Annotated in this window: 11 protein-coding genes and 1 tRNA gene; 5 read left to right on the top strand and 7 right to left on the bottom strand. The window is 35.2% G+C overall.

What is annotated here, in order from left to right; translation table 11 throughout:
* Window positions 1-69 precede the first annotated feature (69 nt).
* From infB to rimP, 3 genes are read right to left on the bottom strand one after another with little or no spacing between them, the layout of a single operon-like run.
* Window positions 70-2856 (bottom strand): translation initiation factor IF-2, encoded by a 2787-nt coding sequence (gene infB, locus HHX25_RS08455; RefSeq protein WP_169672124.1) that lies wholly within the window; start codon window positions 2854-2856, stop codon window positions 70-72.
* A gap of 29 nt (window positions 2857-2885) precedes the next feature.
* On the bottom strand, window positions 2886-4118 hold the full coding sequence (gene nusA, locus HHX25_RS08450) for a transcription termination factor NusA (protein WP_169672122.1): 1233 nt from the start codon (window positions 4116-4118) through the stop codon (window positions 2886-2888).
* 13 nt (window positions 4119-4131) lie between these two features.
* Complete coding sequence (gene rimP, locus HHX25_RS08445) at window positions 4132-4593, bottom strand: ribosome assembly cofactor RimP (RefSeq protein WP_169672120.1); 462 nt, start codon at window positions 4591-4593, stop codon at window positions 4132-4134.
* 135 nt (window positions 4594-4728) lie between these two features.
* Between rimP and HHX25_RS08440 the strand changes: the two genes are divergently transcribed.
* Window positions 4729-5553 carry a universal stress protein gene (locus HHX25_RS08440; RefSeq protein WP_169672118.1) on the top strand — a complete coding sequence of 275 codons (825 nt, stop codon included), beginning with the start codon at window positions 4729-4731 and terminating at the stop codon, window positions 5551-5553.
* Window positions 5554-5673: 120 nt separating this feature from the next.
* Here the strand turns inward: HHX25_RS08440 and HHX25_RS08435 are convergent, their stop codons facing one another.
* Window positions 5674-8730: a choice-of-anchor I domain-containing protein gene (locus HHX25_RS08435; RefSeq protein WP_169672117.1), complete on the bottom strand. Its 3057-nt coding sequence runs from the start codon at window positions 8728-8730 to the stop codon at window positions 5674-5676.
* 296 nt (window positions 8731-9026) lie between these two features.
* Between HHX25_RS08435 and HHX25_RS21405 the strand changes: the two genes are divergently transcribed.
* Together HHX25_RS21405 and HHX25_RS08425 are read left to right on the top strand one after the other, a co-directional pair.
* Complete coding sequence (locus HHX25_RS21405) at window positions 9027-10751, top strand: LytTR family transcriptional regulator DNA-binding domain-containing protein (RefSeq protein WP_169672115.1); 1725 nt, start codon at window positions 9027-9029, stop codon at window positions 10749-10751.
* Between the two features lie 108 nt (window positions 10752-10859).
* On the top strand, window positions 10860-11591 hold the full coding sequence (locus HHX25_RS08425; RefSeq protein ID WP_169672113.1) for a hypothetical protein: 732 nt from the start codon (window positions 10860-10862) through the stop codon (window positions 11589-11591).
* A 467-nt stretch (window positions 11592-12058) separates the two neighbouring features.
* Here HHX25_RS08425 and HHX25_RS08420 read toward each other — a convergent pair.
* A tRNA-Gln gene (locus HHX25_RS08420) sits at window positions 12059-12131 on the bottom strand.
* A 257-nt stretch (window positions 12132-12388) separates the two neighbouring features.
* On the opposite strand from HHX25_RS08420, the gene HHX25_RS08415 reads away from it, so the two are divergent.
* Together HHX25_RS08415 and HHX25_RS08410 are read left to right on the top strand one after the other, a co-directional pair.
* Window positions 12389-15709 carry a DUF2723 domain-containing protein gene (locus tag HHX25_RS08415; RefSeq protein ID WP_169672111.1) on the top strand — a complete coding sequence of 1107 codons (3321 nt, stop codon included), beginning with the start codon at window positions 12389-12391 and terminating at the stop codon, window positions 15707-15709.
* A 15-nt stretch (window positions 15710-15724) separates the two neighbouring features.
* A complete protein-coding gene (locus HHX25_RS08410) occupies window positions 15725-16396 on the top strand; it encodes a polysaccharide deacetylase family protein (RefSeq protein WP_169672109.1) in 672 nt (223 codons plus the stop codon).
* Between the two features lie 3 nt (window positions 16397-16399).
* Here HHX25_RS08410 and HHX25_RS08405 read toward each other — a convergent pair whose 3' ends face one another.
* Together HHX25_RS08405 and HHX25_RS08400 are read right to left on the bottom strand one after the other, a co-directional pair.
* The gene (locus HHX25_RS08405) at window positions 16400-16696 is read right to left on the bottom strand and encodes a thioredoxin family protein (RefSeq protein ID WP_169672107.1); all 297 of its coding nucleotides are present in this window, start codon (window positions 16694-16696) and stop codon (window positions 16400-16402) included.
* Between the two features lie 140 nt (window positions 16697-16836).
* On the bottom strand, window positions 16837-18072 hold the full coding sequence (locus tag HHX25_RS08400) for a metallophosphoesterase (protein ID WP_169672105.1): 1236 nt from the start codon (window positions 18070-18072) through the stop codon (window positions 16837-16839).
* Window positions 18073-18117 lie beyond the last annotated feature (45 nt).

Below are 18117 nucleotides of genomic sequence, written 5' to 3'. Positions count from 1 at the left end.
TTATTAAAAAAAAAGACCGTTTAAAGCAATTTCTTTAAACGGTCTTCTATATTAAAAATACTTTGAAAATTATTTCAATTTCTTCTTAACCTCAACCTCATGGAAGGCCTCGATAATATCACCTTCTTTAATGTCGTTATAGTTTTTAACCTGCATACCACAATCGTAACCTTTAGTCACTTCTTTAGCATCATCTTTAAATCGTTTTAATGAAGCCAATTCTCCAGTATAAACTACAACACCATCTCTTATTAAACGAACACTAGACGATCTAAGTATCTTTCCGTTTGTTACCATACAACCAGCAATACTACCAACTTTCGATACTTTGAATATTTCTCTAATTTCGGCAGTACCTGTAATTTCTTCCTTAAGCTCTGGAGATAACATACCTTCCATCGCATCTTTAAGGTCGTTTATAGCATCATAAATAATAGAGTATGTTCTAATATCAATTTCCTCTTTATCGGCAATCATTCTGGCATTCCCAACTGGACGTACATTAAACCCAACAATAATGGCATCGGACGCAGATGCTAACAACACATCACTTTCGGTAATAGCACCAACACCTTTATGTAGGATATTAACTTGAATCTCTTCAGTAGATAGTTTTTGGAATGAGTCTGTTAAGGCTTCAACCGAACCATCCACATCACCTTTAAGGATAATATTTAATTCCTGGAAATCACCAAGTGCGATACGACGGCCAATCTCATCAAGCGTAATATGACGCTGTGTTCTAACGGATTGCTCACGCTGTAGCTGCGCTCTTTTTGAGGCTATTTGTTTGGCCTCACGCTCGTCTGCAAATACGTTAAATTTATCACCTGCCTGAGGCGCACCATCTAGACCAAGTATAGAAACCGGTGTGGAAGGTCCTGCTGCTTCAACGTCTTTTCCGCGCTCATCATGCATCGCTTTTACCTTACCACTGTGCTGACCAGCCAATACATAATCTCCCACCTTTAATGTTCCTGCTTGTACTAAAATGGTCGATACATAACCACGGCCTTTATCTAAAAAGGCTTCCACTACAGTACCAACGGCTGGTTTATCTGGGTTGGCTTTAAGCTCCAATAACTCGGCTTCAAGCAACACTTTTTCTAGTAATTCCTTTACACCAGTACCCATCTTAGCCGAAATATCGTGAGATTGAATTTTTCCACCCCAATCTTCAACCAATAAGTTCATATTAGCCAATCCTTCTTTAATCTTATCTGGATTCGCATCTGGCTTATCAATTTTATTGATAGCAAAAACAATAGGAACGCCTGCTGCCTGAGCATGCGATATGGCCTCCTTTGTTTGTGGCATGATATCATCATCTGCTGCTGCTACAATAATAGCAATGTCAGTTACTTGAGCACCACGAGCACGCATCGCTGTAAAGGCTTCGTGACCAGGTGTGTCTAAAAACGCAATTTTTTGTCCGCCTTCCAATTCAACACCATAAGCGCCGATATGCTGTGTGATTCCACCAGACTCTCCTGCTATGACATTTTCTTTACGGATATAATCTAGAAGGGATGTTTTACCATGATCTACGTGTCCCATAACTGTTACAATAGGAGCACGTAATTTCAAATCTTCTGGCTTATCTTCAACTTCTTCAATAGATTCCTCTATATCTGCCGTTATAAACTCTACTTGATAACCAAACTCTTCTGCTACAATAGAAAGTGTTTCAGCATCTAAACGCTGATTCATTGTAACCATCATACCAAGTGACATACATGCAGAAATGATCTCAGTAACTCCAACATCCATCATAGTAGCAACTTCACTTGCCGTTACAAACTCTGTAACTTTAAGAATTTTACTTTCCGCTGCTTCTATTTGTTGATCAATCTCTGTTTGTTCTCTATGTTGATCTCTCTTATCTCTTCTGTATTTTGCGCCTTTACCTTTTGAGGATTTTCCTTGAAGTTTTTCAAGTGTTTCGCGTACTTGCTTTTTTACATCTTCTTCACTAGGCTCTTCCTTAACAATATTACGTCGTCCTTGACCAGGCTTTCCTTTAAATCTATCGTTTCCTCCAGATCTTCCGCCTCCTTGCCTATTACCTTGACCATTTCCAGATTGAGGGCCACCTACTTTGCTAATTCTTCTGCGTTTCTTCTTATTGGTAGCTCCTGCTTCTCCAGCCTTAGCTTCTGGTTTCTTCTCTTCTTTCTTCTTTTTAGGCTTATTAAACTTAGATAAATCAATTTTATCTCCTGCTATTTTTGGCCCTGTAAGTTTTTTGTACTGCGTTGCTACCCGTTCGTCTGGAAGAATTTCTCCTTCTTCACTTATAATCTGCTTCTTAGGCTTTTCTTCTTTCTTTTCTTCAACTTTCTTCTCAACAACAGGCTCAGATTTAACCGCTTCTTTAACAGGTTCTGGAGTTTCTTCCTTTACAGGCTCTTTAACAACTTCCTTTTTGACTTCTTTTTTTACAGGCTCTGCAACTTTTTCTACTTTTTCGGCTTTCTTAGAAACAGGTTCTGCTATTTTCTTTTTTGGTTCTAAGTCAATTTTCCCAACTTGCTTTGGCCCAGAAAGCGCTGCAGCAGCTTTAACTATTTCTTCTTTTTTGGCTGTCGCTTTTTGTTTCTGTTCAAGTTCACGCTCGCGTTGCTCACGCAACACCTCTTTCTCTTTTATCTTGGCTTCACCAACTTCTTTAGATGCCACTTTTTTATTAGCATCTGTTTGAAATTCATTAGAAAGCACGGTATATGTTTCTTCAGAAATCTTTGTAGTGGGTCGTTTCTCTATCTCAATACCCTTAGAATCTAAAAATTCCACAGCACGATCCAGAGAGATATTAAGCTCGCGTAATACTTTATTTAATCTAATTGTTTCAGCCATAAATCGCCTTTAAAATACTCAAATATATGTTATTCTTCGAATTCTTCTTTCAAAATTCTAATAACTTCATTAATTGTTTCTTCTTCTAAGTCTGTTCTTTTTACTAAATCATTTACTTCTTGCTCTAAAATACTTTTAGCAGTATCTAGTCCAGCTTTACTAAATTCTTCAATAATCCAGCTTTCTATTTCATCGGAAAACTCTCTTAATTCCACATCTTCTTCCGCACCTTCTCTAAACACATCAATCTCATAACCAGTTAATTGACCTGCCAATCGGATATTATGCCCTCCTCTACCAATCGCTTTACTTACTTCTTCTGGTTTTAAAATAACTTCTGCTCTTTTAGCTTCTTCATTCAATTTTATTGAAGTAACTCTTGCCGGGCTTAATGCTCTTGTAATATATAATTGTAAATTATTAGTATAATTAATTACATCAATATTTTCGTTACCCAATTCACGAACAATACCATGAATTCTAGAGCCCTTCATACCAACACAGGCACCAACAGGATCTATTCTATCATCATAAGAGTCTACTGCTACTTTAGCTTTCTCTCCAGGGATTCTTACTACATTTTTGATAGTAATTAAACCATCAAAAACTTCTGGGATCTCTTGTTCAAATAACTTCTCTAAAAACACAGGAGAACTTCTCGACATGATAATCGTCGGTTTTGCACCTTTGAGCTCAACAGCATCAATAACTCCTCTTACGTTATCTCCTTTTCTAAAGAAATCTGAAGGTATTTGTCTATCTTTTGGCAGCACTATTTCATTGCCTTCATCGTCTAACAAAATAACTGCTCTATGACGAATATGGTGTACTTCTGCTGTATAAATTTCTCCTATTAAATCTTTAAATTGCTTATAAATTATGGTATTGTCATGCTCATGGATTTTAGAAATCAAATTTTGACGTAATGCCAAAATAGCTCTTCTCCCTAAATCGATAAGCTTTACTTCTTCAGACACATCTTCTCCTACTTCAAAATCTGGCTCAATTTTACGGGCTTCTGATAAAGAAATTTCTTGATTGGGTTCTTCAACCTCTCCATCTGCTACCACAACCCTATTTCTCCATATTTCTAAATCTCCTTTATCAGGATTTACAATAATATCAAAGTTGTCATCATCGCCATACTTCTTTTTTAAAGTGCTTCTAAATACATCTTCTAAAATTGCCATTAACGTAACTCTGTCAATTAGCTTATCGTCTTTGAATTCTGAAAAAGATTCAATTAACGCGACATTTTCCATAACTCTTTTTGAATTAAAATTTAATCATAACTTTTGCTTCTACAATATTTTCGTAAGCGATGTTCGCTTGTTTTTTTACAGTTACTTTACCCTTACCTATTGGTTTTGGCTCCCTAACTTTCCACTCTAATTTAATATCACTATCTGTTGCTTCTGTAAGAGTTCCTTCCATTTTATCGGAAGCCGTCTTCACATGAAGTACTCTATTTAAATTCTTTTTATACTGCCTTTTGTGAATTAAAGGCGATGTTGCTCCCGCAGACATAACTTCTAAAGAAAAGTCTTGTTCTTCCCTATCGAGGTTATGTTCAATAGCCCTGCTAACAAACATACAATCTTCAACTAAAACACCATTATCTCCATCTATAGTTACCTTAATTTGGTTATCTCCCTGAATAGAAAAATCGATAAGGAACAAATCCGGCCTTTCAATTAATGCAGCTTCTAATAAATCTGTAACAGTTGTTTTAAACATTTTTTAGTATAAAAAGAGGGGACTTTCCGTCCCCTCATTTCTTAAATTTCGCCTTTCAACGGTGCAAATATATAATATTTTATTGACTTTTAAAGGAATATTTCATAAATTTAGATATGCCTTACCCCTGATATTATGAAAAAAATACTTGTCCCCACCGACTTTTCGATACAAGCTGAAAATGCTTTAAAAGTAGCAGCTCAATTAGCAAAAAAATACGATTGCGAAATTTATTTATTACACATACTTGAAATTCCGTTACAGGAAGTGGACCCTTTAAGCTCTTCCAGTAGCTTACCTGAAGCTATCTATTTTATGAAACTAGCACATAAGCAGTTTGAAACCTTAAAGGGAAAAGACTATTTAGAAAACTTGATCATACACGAAACTGTTGAAATTCAAGAAATTTTCAAAGGTGTTTTCCATGTTTGTAAAAAACATGATATCGATTTAATCATCATGGGCTCCAATGGGGTTAGTGGTTTAAAAGAAATGCTTATTGGTAGTAATACCGAAAAAGTAGTTCGTACATCTGAAACACCTGTTTTAGTTATAAAAAATGAACATCAAACCTTTAAAGTTAAAGATTTTGTATTTGCATCAGATTTCAAAGACGAAAGCAAAGCGACCTATGAAAAAGCAATTGGTTTTGCCAAAATATTAAAGGCCAAAATACACTTGCTCATGGTAAATACGCCTAATAAATTTATTACCTCGGCAAAATCGAAAAACAGAATGAAAAAGTTTGTTGAAGCTTTTGATTTCCCTAATCACAGCATGAATATTTATAATGATATTAGTATTGAAAAAGGCATTATGAATTTTTCTCAATCTATAAAAGCAGATTTAATTGGTATGAGCACACATGGAAGACAAGGCATATCCCATTTCTTTAATGGTAGTATTAGTGAAGACTTGGTAAACCATGCGAAACGCCCTGTAATTACTTTTAAGATTTAGTACTTTTGAAGGCCTAGTTCAAATATAAACAAAAGCAAAAAAATATTTTTTTGCCCGTTCAAGCACAATCGAAAACCTTTTGGTTTTCGATTATACTCAACCAGACATTTTATTTTTTATTTATAATTTAACAAAGCGCTTTACGCCATGTACTTTGGTTTTTATAATGTAAATACCCGACGTTAGTTCGGGCACTTTTAAAGATGTTTTTTCTTCAAATCTTTTTACCTCTTGTCCGTTAACGTTATAAATAATTCCAGACAGGGCTTTATTAAACTTTAAATCTGCATGAATCAAAGGGTTAGGATACATTTTAAAGTCGTTTTTCGCTACCAGATCACTAACGCTTAAAACAGAATTATCTATTTGAATAATGCCTAAAGTACCACTTACCTCGTAACCAACTAAAAGCAGGTTTTTAGAATTGGGGCTATCAGCAGCAGAAACAAATTTGATAATTTCTGGTGCGACATCTCCAGAGGTTCTATTCCCTTTGTAATAGGTAATAAATTCTACATCTTTAGGATTTGTGATATCGTACATTAATATGGCACTTTGCCTTTCTAAACCAATAAAAGCGTATGTTTTGCCATTAATAGTTCCTATAGCCACGGCTTCTGGTTCTCCGCCTTTATCGTCGGATCGGTCGTCTATATCACCTTCATCCTCGTTAAATAAAGTAGGTTCTTCTGAAGCTATTTTTTGTCCAAATTGGTCTGCACTATCAAATACCAGGTTGCCGTACGCATCAAAAATTGAAAATGATCTGGCTCCATACGAATAGATTTGCTCGATAGCACCATCGTTATTATAATCGCCCGTAGCTGTAGTTGTTTTTAACCTACCTAAATTTTCATTGGTTTGAAGCGTAGCTGCATTTGAATAGTATGCCGGGTTTAATGTTAAATCCTTTACACGTACTTCTTCAGAATATCCATCATAATCTCTGGCATCCCCTTCATTAGCTGTTACTATATAATTTACGCCATCTACCGTATAAGATGCAATAGCATCTGGCATGAACATTCCCAACGTTGGATGTTGTGCAATATTGATGGCATCATCTTTATTAGAAGCATCAAAACCATAATCATTTGCAAAAGAAACAATACCCAAAACACTATTATCTGTAATACCTGCCCCTGCCAGGCCAAAATCATTATCATTTATAATGGCAATTTCGTTATTTGGCAGCAGGGCAATGCCTTCGGCTTTATCAGACCCCTGGTACCCAATAGACGGCAAGTTAAAAACCTTCGTTTTATGAACCGGATAAATACCTTCTGCAGCAATTTCATCTGCTGTCATTTCTTCCAATTCTTTCCCTATAGATGCCCCACAACTTGTATTTAAAATATTTGTTGCATAGTTAATGTCGATCTCGAAAACATATTTTTTACCTGTAGATACTGTTGGCCCTTCAGAGTCTCTTTCTATCACCAAAAATTTACCATTTCCCGTATAAACGGCATCTCCTATTTTATCGACTCTAGATGATGCATAACCCGCATCTTTATTTCTTTCTAACAAATACACATACTCCTCAACGGGAGCTCCTGTATCTGCATTGATCCCTAAAATCCTGATAACATCCGAATTATTTTTAGTAGCACTGGAAGGGTTATATAATGGCGATTGAATGAACCCGTATATAATATGCTCCGCATCGTCGTAAGCAATGGCTTCAAACCCTCTGTTTGCTCTTCTTTTAGAGTAAACCTCTGGTAAGGTTTCGGCACCGTAAGTCCCGGCTGGCTGCGGTGTTGTTCCCAACATAGATGTTTTAGATGGCACATAACGTTCTATTAATTTCCCCGTAGGATTGAATTTATATAGTGCCGGTCTATACTCGTCACACATCCAAAAATTACCATCTTTATCAATAAGAACGCCCTCAAAATCCCCACCATATGCATCATAAGGCAATTCATGGTATTCCTTAGAAGTCCCATCTATATAATCTACATTTGTATAAGCTGTGGAAGCATCTGTATAGGTTACAGGAACCTCATCAAACCCAGGAATATTGCCTCTACCGGTTATAGGTGTTGTTCCGTCCTTTCTGGTTAATAAGATTTGATCGTTTATAGCAATTTCCCCTGTTGTTTTGTTTAAAGTAAATTTTGCAATTCTACCTTGGTAATCTGGTAATTTAAAAGGCCTTAAATTTTGAGAAGACGCAGGCGTTACATTTGCTTTTTTAACCGCTCCATCATTTGGGCCTCTGTCTGGCACTGCATAAAAAACATAATCGTTATCAGTAGAATTTGCCGCATCGTAATACAAACCCGAAAATCCGCCTAAAGAAACAGGTGCTTGGCCTCCATTATAAACAGGTACCCCCAGAACAGGCCAATTAGTTACTAAATCGTTCACTATATAACTTGTAACCGTTGGTGTTCCCAACAGGTGGTTTTTATAGCCAAGAGGCAAAATATCTAAAATGCTGTTATTGGTTAAATCTAAAACAACCAATGCATTGTTTTCCTGACAATTCACGTAAGCTTTTGTGCCATCTTCTATAACTGTTATGAATTCTGGCTCTAAATCTTGAGATACACTTGCCGCCCCATTGTTTCCAAAGATTCGAATACCTTTATTTTGAAGCGATGCCTTTTTATTGTTGTAGTCATTAAAATTAATGGAGGTTTTTGTAGCAGACATCACACCGCTGCTTAAATCTATAACATCGATGGTGCCTTCTGGATCGTTAGTGTAATCGTCTGACGGTTCTCCTTCATTAGCGACCAAAAGCTTTGTACCATCTGGCGTAAAGGTTATCATATCTGGTAACGCTCCTGCTGTAACTTGATTTAAATAGTTCCCAGCTAAATCAAAAAACACCACTTTACCAAGGTCTTGTTTGGTATCTGCCTCAATAGCTACTGCAACAAGATTATCATGCACCGCTATAGAATTTGGCCCACCTCCATAGGCAACCAGCCCTACTTTTTTAAATAACGTAGGATTTTCGGGATCACCAATATTGACAATAGTAAAGCTGTTATCTGATGAATTGGTAAAATACGCCCTTTTGTTTGCCGCATCGTATGCTACAGTTTCGGCCGAGCCTTCAATATTAGTTTCGTAACTGGTTAAATGCCGAAGAGATGTTTGTGCGTTAACCATAGAAAATGTTAATGCTAGAAAACTAGCAATGAGAGTAATTTTTTTCATGTTATTTATAAGGATTAATTAATCCCGTAAATAAAAGAATTACACGCTTTTTCAATATTACCCTATAATTATCTTGATGTAAACTATAAACCCGCAGTTTTAAATTAATGCAACCATAAGTTTAACAATATTAATTAAGTATTAAAACAAGAACAACTAAAGATAAATTTCGCTTGGCCTTTAATTTAAAAAACTTGATCCCTGAAAGACTCCTTAACAAAAAGTTAAACTTCTGTTTAAAAAAATAAAGAAGCATTTATAAATATTATTTTTACTAAAAAAGACAATACTTTTAGGTGCCGAAAAACATATTAATCTTAGATTTTAAAAACTTATCTCAAGCTAAAAAGGATAATTATCTTAGTCATTCTATTCCCATAGAAATCACACACCTCCTTTCTCAGTACAAAAACCTAAGAATCATATCAACCAAATCCAAGACATTGATAAAAAGTGAATTTGGCAAAGACATCACTATAGATTTCTTTTTAGAAGGCTCTTTTTTAAGAACGAAAAACCTTATTAGATTTAATTTTCAGCTTGTTAATGGACATGATGCAACATGTGTGCTATCCATAAAACTAGAAGAGCATACCGATAACATTTTCCAACTTATTGACTCGGTGGCTTCAAAAGTTGTGCATTATTTAGAATTGGAATTCACCACGAACAAGCACACACCAGAAATAAGCCCGAAAGCCTATACGTATTACCTTAAAGGAATTCAGCATTGGGATTCATGGAATGAAACCAGTGTGAAAAGTGCTATTGCTCATTTTAAAAAAGTTATAGAATTAGAACCCGAATTCCCTTTAGCCTATGTACGGTTATCCCATTGTTTTTCTTTTTTGGCAGCAATTGTAACCAAAAATAGCTTAAAAAACTATAAGGCTGCAAAGGCTGCAGCAATAAAAGCCATAGCTTTAGACAATACTTCAATTGAAGCACACCTATCTCTAGCCTTAATTAAATTGGTGAACGACATAGATATTTTAGGAGCCTATTATTCTTTTGAAAGTGCATTTGCTATCGATAACTCTTATACAAAAGCACATCATTATTATGCATATTATCTTATAACTATTGGAAAGTACCAAAAAGCTATAGAGGCTTTAGATTTTGTTTTAAAAGCAGACCCCGTCAACCTACAAGCTAATAGCACCTATGGATTTGCACTTCTATTACACAATAAGCATCAAAAAGCCGAAAGCCATTTAAAAAAAACGCTTGCCACACATCCAAACTCCGAAGCTACTTATGATGCGCTTATCTGGACTTATATTTTGAGTAAGCAATACCACAAAGCAAAAGCATTAGTAGAAAACAGTAAAATGGACTTAGTCCTATCTCCTGTTATAGAAATTATTGTTTATAATGCGCTTGGTGAATGGGATAAATTTGAGTTCTGGAAAAACAAGTTAGAGATACTCATTGAAAATGACACTGATGGAAAATATAGCAAAGAAGCTTCGGCTGTTTATTTTGCACTCGACGATACAAAAAATGGTACAGCGCAATTTGAGCTATTTTACAAAAACAAAATGGGTTTTATAAGAGCCCTATCGCACCCCGCATGGAAAGCGTTTAGAGAAAGTAATAAATTCTACATTTATAAAAAGCGATTAAAATTATTAAAGCCGCCCATATTACCGCCTAAGCTTACCGAAAACACTGACGATGTTATTGTTGTCCACTCAACTACTTCTGAAATATTTGCCATGGCCTCAAGCCAATTACTTTTTATTGAATCACAAGGGGTTTACTGCAAAGTGGTTTATCTAAACGATGCTAAAAAAGTTCAAGAAAAAATATTACGTACATCCCTTACCAAAATTATGAATAATACTTTTTACCTACATTTTTATAGATGTCACAACTCATTCATAATCAACACCAATATACTTTATACCATTACTGGAAATAAAAAAAACACCAAGTTGTATTTGAAAGATTATGCTATTGAAATCCCTGTTTCTAGGCATAAAGTTTCCAATGTTCTTGAGCTTTTCCCGTCGGCTTAAAAATTACACTTCGTTCCTGTACACAACTTTTTTTTCCTGATTAGAACACAAATTTCATCTTGTTTTATAGGTGCAATACTTTTGATGCAATAACTAAAAAAAAGAAAAATGCATCAATTAAAATTAATCGTATTATCAATATCTATGCTATGTGTCGCAAACTTGAAAGCACAAAATGCTATGGTAAAAAGTCATCAAATGAATAACATGGAAAAAGCAACGTCAGCAAAACAACATCAAATAACCCTTAAAAAGGACGAATTATTATTAATTATCTCCTCTATTACAAAACCAGGAGCCCAAGAAGCCATGAATGGTTATTTTCAAAAAGTCTTTCCTATAGCTTCAAAAAACGGTTTTAAGCCCTTAGCAAATTTTCCAATAGACAAAGTAGTTGCCGGCAGTTATAGGCCAAACAACTTTTTTGGACTTTACACATGGACAAACCAAAAGGCTGTAGACGCATTTTTAAAAGAATTGCCAAATTCTGAACTCAGACCTATGCGCTTAAAAGTATGGGAAGAATTAAAACAGCCAGTGGTTATAGTAGACAAAGAAACCACACTGACTTTTAACGAAGGAAAGGTTTATGAGATAACGATGCTTTGGAACAAAAAAAGACTTAAAGAGAAAAAAATAAAGAAACATGGCGGTCGTATTTTATTCAATGCTCCCGTAAGTGGCTATGAAGATTTAACTTCTGGAAATGCACCTCAACAAATTGCCATTGTTGAATGGAACTCTGAAGAGGAAGCCAAAGCTTATAAATATCATGTGCACGGTTCTTTAGATAACGAGGAAGCTTTTTACACGCATATTCAAATACCAGAAAAAAAATAATGATTCTAAAAATACCGCATTAGCTTATGCAAATTTAATTTGAGACTACAAAACGCAGGTCGTAATGACTTGCGCTTTTTGTTTTTAATACTTATATAAAACTTTAAAAGCTATATGTTAGGACAATTTGCAAATAACCAATAAAAGAGATTTAATAAAAGTCGCATCCTCATAATAACATACTAATTTTAAAAACAAAAAATCCCGACCTCTTTCAAAATCAGGATTTACCATTAACGTTGGCCTACTAGGGCTTACTTCGGCTACGCTCTGCACAAGCTTCTCGCCCCAGAGAAATTCTCATTCCATAAAAAAATCCCGACCTCTTTCAAGATCAGGATTTACTATTAACGTTGGCCTACTAGGGCTTACTTCGGCTACGCTCTGCACAAGCTTCTCGCCCCAGAGAAATTCTCATTTCATAAAAAAATCCCGACCTCTTTCAAGATCAGGATTTACTATTAACGTTGGCCTACTAGGGCTCGAACCTAGACTCTTCTGGACCAAAACCAGACGTGTTGCCAGTTACACCATAGGCCATTGTGCAATTTAACGGCTACCGCTCGCTAAAGCAGGTGCAAATTTAGTACAAAGTTTTATTTGTACAAGCATTTTTTTAAAATAATTTTGAATACTTAACGTTCTTTAAAAAACATTTGAGACCTTATCAAGCTGCTATTTATTATTTTTCGTACTTAATTCAAGCCCTTTGTTTTATATGTTAAGACTAACTAAATAGTTATGTCTCATTTCATATTTATTATTAAATTCGCCAAAGCAAACAAACATCTATATATATGGCACAATTCAACTTTAAAAAATGGAATACTCTTTTAGGCTGGTTCTCTTTTTTAATAGCGCTCATTACTTATACCTTAACTGTCGAACCTACTGTAAGCTTTTGGGATGCCGGCGAATACATATTAACATCATCTAAATTACAAGTTGGACACCCGCCTGGAGCGCCTTTATTCCAGATGTTTGGTGCCTTTTTCTCAATTTTTGCTTTAGAGCCTTCTCAAATTGGTTGGGTAATGAACATGATGAGCGCTGTTTCCAGTGCTTTCACTATTTTGTTTATGTTTTGGACCATTACCTTGTTACTAAAAAAACTTATTGGTAGCAACCATGAAGATCTAAGCAAAAATCAATACATGGCTATTTTAGGAAGCGGCCTTGTTGGTAGCCTTGCTTTTACATTTACAGATTCTTTTTGGTTCAATGCTGTTGAAACAGAAGTGTATGCCATGGCAACTTTAATCATGTCTGTCTTATTTTGGTTGGGTTTACGTTGGGAACAGGATATGGACAAACCCCGTGGTAACCGTTGGCTCATTTTAATTGCTTTTGTTATTGGGCTATCTTTCGGTGTTCACTTCATGGGACTACTAACCATTCCCGCTATTGGCCTCATATATTATTTTAAAAACTACAAAACGATTACGATTAAAAATTTCATTATTGCCAATGTTGTTTCTGTGGCCGTTTTATTATTTATTTTTAAACTTTTAGCACCAAATATTCTTAAAATATTTAGTGTCTTCGAAATCTTTTTTGTGAACACTATCGGATTGCCTTTTAATTCCGGATCTATCATCGCTGGTTTATTATTAATAGCTGCTATATATTATGCCTTGCGCTATACCAAACAAAAAAACTTTGTACATTTAAATACGGGTATTCTCTGCTTAACATTTGTTATTATTGGGTTTTCTACGTGGCTCATGCTACCTATTCGCGCCAATGCCAATGTGGTTATTAATGAAAATAATCCTTCGAGTGCCAGAGAATTACTGGCTTATTATAATTTAGAGCAGTATCCAGAAACGCATTTGTTTTATGGGCCTCAGTTTACAGATCAATATGCCTATCTTGATAAAAATAATCCTTATGTAGACGATAAACCTAAATATGAAAAAGACGAAACAAAAGGAGAATATGTTATCGTAAACGATTATAAAAATGCAAAACAAAATTATAACTCAGAACATGCCTCTATCTTACCTCGCATGTGGAGTCCCGAACATACCGAGAATTACATGATGTTTTCTGGTTTTTTAAACTTTAAGCTAAAATCAGATTACCAAATGGAAAACCAATTGCGAAAGACGGTTTCAGATTTTAAAAACAGTGTTGCGCAAGGCCAGGTTGATTACGAAGATTATAATAATTTCCTTAAGCGCTTTAAAAGTTATATTGATATTGAAAAACCTTCATTGGCAAGCAATATAGCCTACATGTTTGAGTATCAATTAGGATACATGTACTGGCGCTATTTTATGTGGAATTTTTCTGGAAGACAGGACGATATCCAAGGGCGTTACGATAATCATGGAAACTGGATTACTGGTATAAAATTTATAGATGAAATGCTATTAGGGTTCTCTCAAGACAATTTACCAAGTGATGTTAAAAACAATAAAGCCCGAAATACTTATTTTCTTTTGCCATTCCTCTTAGGAATTTTTGGATTTTTCTTTTTATTTAACAAAGACAAAAAATTGTTTTGGACCATGCTTGTTTTTTTCCTTTTTACAGGAATCGCGATTCAAGTATATACGAATGTACGTCCATTTGAGCCTCGTGAACGCGACTACTCGGTGGTGGGATCTTTTTATGTTTTTGCCCTATGGATTGGTTTTGGAGTATATGCCATTTTTGATGTGTTAAAAAAATATATCCCGCAAAAATTATCGGCACCAATAATTACTTTAGCATGCTTGATATTAGTTCCTGGTATTTTAGCGGCCAACAACTGGGACGACCATGACAGATCTGGTAAATACACTGCTAAAGCCATGGCAAAAAAGTACCTGGATTCTTGTGCCGAAAACGGTATTCTGTTTACCATTGGCGATAACGATACTTTTGCACTTTGGTATGCCCAGGAAATTGAAGGCTACAGAACCGATGTACGTGTTGTTAATACCAGTTTATTTCAAACCGATTGGTATATAGATCAAATGAAACGAAAAGCGTACGAAAGCGACCCGGTGCCATCTCAATTAACGCATGATTTATACAAACATGGCACAAACGATTATATCGTTATACAACCTGTTATAAAAGATACTTTAGAAGTCAAGCAGTTTTTAGATTTTGTAGCTAGCGATAATCCTAAAACAAAATATCGCTATGTATTGCAGCAGCAAGATGTAGACCTCTCTAAAGTTAGAAATCAAGATTTAAATGCTACCTATTTACCTACAGAATTTTTAAGAATCCCTGTAAACAAGGAAAATGCTTTGAAATCTGGCATTGTAAAACCAGAAGATGCCGATAAAATAGTACCACATATTGATATAAATATTAAAGGTGGTGCGCTTTATAAAAACAGGTTACTTATGCTAGATATCGTAGCCAATAACGAATGGAAACGTCCTATATATTTTACGGGAGGTAGTTTTGGCGATGACGACTATATCTGGATGAAAGACTATTTACAACTTGATGGTATGTGCTATAAACTAGTTCCTATAAGAACCCCTGTAGATAGAGCAAATCCTTTTGACATGGGACGTGTAGATACCGATCTTATGTATGAGAAGGTTAAAAAATGGGATTGGGGTAACAGTGGTAGTCCAGAAATTTATCATGATGTTGAAACCCGTAAAAACTCCATAACCTATAGAGGTAATTTAGCCAGACTTATTGAAGCCTTAATTAATGAAGAAAAACTGGACAAGGCTGAAGAAATCGCAGATATAGCGATGACCAATATGCCTGTTGAACATTTTGGGTACTATACGCTTTTAGAGCCTTATATTAGCGCCTATTACGAAGTTGGCAACAAAGAAAAAGCCCAGCGTTTATTTAAAGATGTTGCTAAAAAGTATCAAGAAAATTTAAGCTATTACAGTAGTTTAAAAACAGATAACCAAGAACGCTTGTTTGAAGATATTTATACAGATATTCAACGCTATAAAGGGTTGATCAATGTTTTAGTAGAATACGACATTGCATTGGCCGAAATTGAAGGTGAGACATTTAATAACTACCTGAGATCTTTTAAACATTTTTATGGAGAGGAACCAGAGGAAGCAGCTCCAATACCTGCTGACAGAGACTTTCCTGCAACAGACAGTAGTGGTGGTTTGCAAGCAGATAGTGTTAATTAAATCTGGTATAAGGCTATGACCTTAACACCCATAAAAACACCCTTAGCCGTAAAAAAAGTATTCCCGAATTATATTTGGGACCTTCCTTCTACGGATAAAATTATATATCTCACATTTGATGATGGGCCAACGCCCAAAATCACCAACTGGGTACTAGACACGTTAAAAGAATACAATGCCAAGGCGACCTTTTTCTGTATTGGGAACAATATTAAAAAATATCCAGAAATCTTTCAAAACATTTTAGATAATGGCCACAGTATAGGGAACCATACACAAAACCACGTTAAGGGGTGGAAAACAAAAACGAAAGATTATTTAAAGAATATTGAAGAAGCTCAAAGAACTATTAATGATGAAATTTCAAATAAGATTTCCGAAACAGGTAATCGGCAATCGACAATCGTTAATCTATTTAGACCGCCTTACGGACAAATAACCCCTAAACAAGGAAAAAAACTAACTGCATTAAACTATAAAATAATTATGTGGGATATTTTATCTTTCGATTGGGGAAAAAATGTTAGTCAGGAAACATGTTTAGACAACGTTATTGAGAAAACAACCAGTGGTAGTATTATTGTATTCCATGATAGTGTGAAAGCTTCTAGAAATATGCAATACGCCTTGCCAAAAGTATTAGAATTCTTTAGTAAAAAAGGCTATACTTTTAAAGCTATACAATAATTCTTAGGCATATTGTTGAATAATACCTATAAGCGTATTGGCATCCTGTTCACCACTTTGACGCCATTTCATCTCACCATCTTTATAGATAATAAGTGTTGGCAGGGTTTTTACCCTTAAAGCTTCAGCAAGTTCTTCGTTTTTTTCAACATCGATCTTTATAACTTTAGCTTTATCTCCCAGTGCCGCGGCAACATCCCTCAAAACAAGGTGCATGGCCGTCGATTGGTCATTCCATTCTGTATAAAAATCTAACAAAACAGGAATTTCGACATCTATAAGTTCCCCAAATTTTGACATATCTTATTGTTTATTAGTCAAATTATGATTATACAAACCTACAATTTTTTAATTGTTTTTCATCAACGATGTAAAAGGGCTCATTATGTTCAATGTATAAAAATATAAAATTTCATAGTAAATATAGCATTTCTTAGCAACTATGCATTTTTTAAGCCTTTTTTAAGTTCTATAACCGTAATTTCCGGCCATATTCCAACACGCCCTGGAAATGCTAAATACCCAAAACCTCTGTTCACATTTATATATTGTCCCAATTCCTCATAAATACCTGCCCAATATTTATAACGCCATTTCACCGGACTCCATTTAAACCATCCTGGTATTTCAATACCAAACTGCATGCCATGGGTATGCCCACTTAGTGTTAAATGATAGTGGTAATCATCATGAATCACTTTTTTTTCCCAATGCGAAGGGTCATGGCTCATCAAAATCTTAAAATCATCTTTATCAATAGCGTTTGAAGCCTTTTTTAAATCGCCAGCTGTTTTAAAGCCACCAGCCCCCCAATTTTCAACACCAATCAAAGCTATACGCTCACCATTTTTTTCTAGATACCGACTTTCGTTCAACAAAACATCAAATCCAATTTCTTTTTGCAAGGCCTTTAAGTCTTCTAAGTTTTGTTTTTTTGCTGCTTCAGATTCCCATTGAACGTAATCCCCATAATCATGATTCCCCAGCACAGAGAACAGACCTTCTTTAGCCTTTAACTTACCAAAAACATTTTTATAGGGCACTAATTCTTCTGCTTTATTGTTTACCATATCCCCAGTAAACAAGATAACATCACTTTCCTGCTCATTTATCAAGTCGACCGCATAATTGACTTTATCCATATTGTCAAAACTCCCAGAATGGATATCACTAATCTGGGTGAGCTTAAAACCATCGAAAGCCTGAGGCAAATCTTCAAAATGAAGGGTATATTTTAGTACTTTATAATTGTATTTTCCTTTATAAATGCCATAAATAATTGAAGCCAATGGAATGGCCGCTACGCCTAAAGCAAGCTTGCTTATAAATTGGCGTCTCGAGGCAAAGTAATTTCCTTTGGCTGTATCACCCTCGGTAAAGTATCTAAAAACAGCCTGGGGCACTCTAAAAATATCTTCACCAAACATAAAGACCAGTAGCACCATTTTTGGAACCAATAAGGCTATAAAAAGTCCAAAAGCGTATGCATGTCCATGCGAAAAGCCATCACTTCTATTAAAACCGAAATAATGAAACATAAAATTACCTATTATCAATACGGTGATAAGCCAATATAGTATTTGAAGCCAGCTATTTTTTGAAACCGTCTTAAATGCCTGAAAAGCATAAACATCTGCAATTCCAAAAATAACAAGGAAAATAATCCAACGAATCATATCTCTTTTTTATCAAATATAATGGTATTCTAAATTAATGATTGT

Source organism: Flavivirga algicola (assembly GCF_012910715.1).
Classification (GTDB): Bacteria; Bacteroidota; Bacteroidia; order Flavobacteriales; family Flavobacteriaceae; genus Flavivirga; species Flavivirga algicola.
Note: the sequence above shows the minus strand (reverse complement) of the source record. Positions and strands in the feature narration are given on the sequence as shown.

Coding starts and splice junctions, on each gene's coding strand:
- infB (WP_169672124.1), bottom strand. CDS start 2,856: ATGGCTGAAACAATTAGATTAAATAAAGTATTACGCGAGCTTAATATC.
- nusA (WP_169672122.1), bottom strand. CDS start 4,118: ATGGAAAATGTCGCGTTAATTGAATCTTTTTCAGAATTCAAAGACGAT.
- rimP (WP_169672120.1), bottom strand. CDS start 4,593: ATGTTTAAAACAACTGTTACAGATTTATTAGAAGCTGCATTAATTGAA.
- HHX25_RS08440 (WP_169672118.1), top strand. CDS start 4,729: ATGAAAAAAATACTTGTCCCCACCGACTTTTCGATACAAGCTGAAAAT.
- HHX25_RS08435 (WP_169672117.1), bottom strand. CDS start 8,730: ATGAAAAAAATTACTCTCATTGCTAGTTTTCTAGCATTAACATTTTCT.
- HHX25_RS08425 (WP_169672113.1), top strand. CDS start 10,860: ATGCATCAATTAAAATTAATCGTATTATCAATATCTATGCTATGTGTC.
- HHX25_RS08415 (WP_169672111.1), top strand. CDS start 12,389: ATGGCACAATTCAACTTTAAAAAATGGAATACTCTTTTAGGCTGGTTC.
- HHX25_RS08410 (WP_169672109.1), top strand. CDS start 15,725: ATGACCTTAACACCCATAAAAACACCCTTAGCCGTAAAAAAAGTATTC.
- HHX25_RS08405 (WP_169672107.1), bottom strand. CDS start 16,696: ATGTCAAAATTTGGGGAACTTATAGATGTCGAAATTCCTGTTTTGTTA.
- HHX25_RS08400 (WP_169672105.1), bottom strand. CDS start 18,072: ATGATTCGTTGGATTATTTTCCTTGTTATTTTTGGAATTGCAGATGTT.